The 3,724-nt window shown below is 73.9% G+C and carries 2 protein-coding genes and 2 pseudogenes; all 4 read right to left on the bottom strand.

Annotated elements, in window-relative coordinates; all coding sequences use genetic code 11:
* A partial coding sequence (locus tag HO151_RS06250) for an SDR family NAD(P)-dependent oxidoreductase (RefSeq protein WP_173895102.1) occupies nucleotides 1-140 on the bottom strand: 140 nt, incomplete at its 3' end.
* A gap of 154 nt (nucleotides 141-294) precedes the next feature.
* Nucleotides 295-597: pseudogene (gene nirD, locus HO151_RS07510) on the bottom strand (nitrite reductase small subunit NirD); the annotation flags it as partial.
* A 191-nt stretch (nucleotides 598-788) separates the two neighbouring features.
* Nucleotides 789-3,461 (bottom strand): nitrite reductase large subunit NirB, encoded by a 2,673-nt coding sequence (gene nirB, locus HO151_RS06260; RefSeq protein WP_173895104.1) that lies wholly within the window; start codon nucleotides 3,459-3,461, stop codon nucleotides 789-791.
* Nucleotides 3,461-3,724: pseudogene (locus HO151_RS06265) on the bottom strand (NAD(P)/FAD-dependent oxidoreductase); the annotation flags it as partial. The pseudogene HO151_RS06265 and the gene nirB, both read right to left, overlap by 1 nt.

Below are 3,724 nucleotides of genomic sequence, written 5' to 3' on the forward strand. Positions count from 1 at the left end.
CTGCGGCAGGCGAGCACGACCCGCGCGCCCCGCCGCGCCAGCTCCCGCGCGGTGACGTACCCGATCCCGCTGTTGGCGCCGGTGACGACGGCGGTGCGCCCGCGCTGGTCGGGGATGTCGAGCGTGCTCCAGCGGCTCATGACCCGCTCCCTCCGGATGCGCCCCGTCCTGTGCGGGCCGCCAGCCTAAGCGCCCCGGCAGGGGCGCGGGGAACTGCGCGACCTGGGGGCACCTCCCGGCCGAAGGCTGGGGGACCACATCGGACCCGCACCCGACGACGCGCCGGGCGGAGCCCTACCCCACCCGTACCTCGTACGTCGTCACGCGCACCGACTCGTCGTCCAGGCACCGGCCCGACGCCAGGTCGAACCGCTGCTTCAGCAGCGGCGAGGCGACGAACGGCCGCCCCTGGTGGGAGCCGGTCAGGCCGCGGGACAGCACCGCCGCCCCGGAGAAGGGGTCGCGGTTGTCGATCGCGTACAGCCGCCCCGCGCGGTCCATGAACAGCGCCGCCTGCCGCCCGTCCGGCAGCAGCGCGGCCACCCCCCGGCCGGGCACCAGCACGGACAGGTCGCAGACGGCGAACCACTCGCCGTCCGCGCCGGTCGTGCCGTCCGCACCGGTCGTGCCGTCCGCACCGGTCGTGCCGGTCGTGCCGTCCGCACCGGTCGTGCCGGTCGTACCGTCCGCACCGGTCGGGTCGGTCGGGCCGGTCGGGTCGGTCGTGCCGTCCGGCCCGGTCGGCCGGAGCCGGACCGTGAGCGTCGTGGTCGTCTCGGGTGCGAGCGTCATCGCCGGGCGCTTCCTTCCAGGGGACGGGTGCCGATGGTCAGCAGCGGCAGGTCGGGCTTGATCTGGTCGCGCTCGGGGACGAACCCGACGACCGGGTCGGGGGTGTCCGGCGCGTTGACGAAGGACACGAAGCGGGACAGCTTCTCCGGGTCGTCGATGGTCGCGGCCCACTCGTCGCGGTAGGCGGCGACGTGCGCGGCCATCAGCGACTCCAGTTCCCCGCAGATGCCCAGCGAGTCGTCGACGACGACGTCACGGACGTGGTCCAGGCCGCCGGGGAGCCGCTCCAGCCAGGTCGAGGTGCGCTCCAGGCGGTCGGCCGTGCGGATGTAGAACATCAGGAACCGGTCGATCAGCCGGACCAGCTCGTCGTCCGAGAGGTCCTGGGCGAGCAGGTCCGCGTGGCGCGGGGTCGCGCCGCCGTTGCCGCCGACGTACAGGTTCCAGCCGTTGGCCGTGGCGATGACGCCGAAGTCCTTCGACTGGGCCTCCGCGCACTCGCGGGCGCACCCCGAGACCGCCGACTTGAGCTTGTGCGGGGACCGCAGTCCCCGGTAGCGCAGCTCCAGGTCGATGGCCATGCGCACCGAGTCCTGGACGCCGTAGCGGCACCAGGTCCGCCCGACGCACGACTTCACCGTCCGCAGCGACTTCCCGTACGCGTGCCCGGACTCGAAGCCGGCGTCCACCAGCCGGGTCCAGATGAGCGGCAGCTGCTCGACGCGGGCGCCGAACATGTCGATCCGCTGACCGCCCGTGATCTTCGTGTAGAGGCCGAAGTCGCGGGCCACCTCGCCGATCACGATGAGTTTCTCCGGGGTGATCTCGCCGCCGGGGATGCGCGGCACGACCGAGTACGAGCCGTTCCGCTGCAGGTTCGCGAGGAAGTGGTCGTTGGTGTCCTGGAGGGCGGCCTGCTCACCGGCCAGGACGTGGTTCTCGGCGCCGATCGCGGGCGCGAGCGAGGCGATGATCGAGCCGACCGTGGGCTTGCAGACCTCGCAGCCGTCACCGCCCCGCGCGCCCTCGCGGCCGTAGCGGTCCAGCAGTTGCTGGTACGAGGAGATGCGCAGGGCGAGGACGATCTCGTACAGCTCCTCGCGCGTCTGCGGGAAGCAGCCGCACAGGCCCTTGTCGACCTCGACGCCGGCCGCCTCCAGCTCGGAGGTGACCAGCTGGCCGAGCACCTTGACGCAACTGCCGCAGCCCGTACCGGCCTTGGTGCACTTCTTGACCTCGGGGACCGTCGTGCAGGAGTGCTCGGTGACCGCGCCGCGGATCGCGCCCTTGGTGACGTTGTGGCAGGAGCAGACGATCGCCTCGTCCGGCAGCGCGGACGGGCCGAGCTGGACGGGCGCGCCGGCGCCGGCGGGCAGGACGAGCTGCTCCGGGGCGACCGGCGGCACCGAGCCGGTGAAGGCGCGCAGGGTGCCGTACGCCTCCGCGTCGCCGACCAGGATGCCGCCGAGCAGCTCGCCGCCGGACCCGATGACCAGCTTCTTGTACGTGCCCGAGCGGGAGTCCGCGTAGACGACGTCGAGGCAGTCGGCGGCGGTGCCGTGCGCGTCGCCGAAGGAGGCGACGTCGACGCCGAGGAGCTTCAGCTTGGTGGAGAGGTCGGCGCCGGTGAACGAGGCGGCGGCGGTGGCGGTGCCGGTGGTGGTGTCGGTGGGGGTGGCGGTGGCGGTGGCGGCGATCGTGGCGGCCGCCGTCTCGGCCATCTCGTAGCCGGGGGCCACCAGGCCGTAGACCCGGCCGTCCGAGGCGAGCGCGCACTCGCCGATCGCGAAGACGCGCGGGTCGGAGACCGTACGGCACTGCTCGTCGACGCTGATGCCGCCGCGCTCGCCCACGGTGAGCCCGCAGGCGCGGGCGAGCTGGTCACGGGGGCGCACCCCGGCCGAGAACACCACCAGGTCGGTGGCGACCGTGGAGCCGTCGGAGAGCCTCATACCGGTCACGGCGCCGTCGTCGCCGGTGACGACCTCCTGCGTGCCCGTGCCCGTGTGGACGGTCAGGCCCATGTTCTCGATGGTGCGCAGCAGCGCGGCGCCGCCGCCCTCGTCCACCTGGACGGGCATCAGCCGCGGCGCGAACTCCACGATGTGCGTGGCGAGCCCGAGCCCCTGCAGAGCCCCGGCGGCCTCCAGGCCGAGCAGCCCGCCGCCCACCACGGCGCCGGTGGTGGCCCGCGCCTTCGCGTACTCCTCGATGGCGAGCAGGTCCTCGATCGTGCGGTAGACGAAGCAGCCCTCGGCGTCCTTGCCCGGCACGGGCGGCACGAAGGGGAACGAGCCGGTGGCGAGGACCAGCGTGTCGTAGCCGACGACCAGGCCGGAGCGGGCGGTGACCTGCCGGGCGGCCCGGTCGACGCTCTCGGCCGGGTCCCCGACGTGCAGCTCGATCCCGTGCTCCGCGATGAACGCCATGTCCGTCAGGGACAGTTCCTCGGGTGTACGGCCCGAGAAGTACGAGGTCAGCTGTACGCGGTCGTACGCGGGACGCGGCTCCTCGCACAGCACGACCACGCGGTGCGTGGCGGTCAGGCCGCGCTCGGCGAGCGCTTCGAGGAAGCGCTGGCCGACCATGCCGTGGCCGACGAGCACGATCGTGGGGCGGCCCGCCGTCGTGGGGCGGGGGCCGGTCCCCGCGGGTGCGGTCGTGGACATCAGGAGCCTCCATCGTTGGTGAGCAGGTGGAGCAGCGGGGCGCCGTCCGCGGGGAGCGGCTCCGCTCCCTCCCAGGCGCGGGCCAGGGCGCCGACGGTGCCGAGCTCGCCGACGAGGACCCCGCCCACCAGGCGGTCGTCGCGGACGACGACCTTGCGGTAGGTGCCGCGGGTCGCGTCGGTGAGCTGGACGACGTCGTCACCGGGGAGGGCGGTGTGCTCCCCGAAGGCGGCGAGGTCGAGCGGGCCGCCGGCGGCGACGGC

It is taken from the genome of Streptomyces sp. 8P21H-1 (assembly GCF_013302945.1).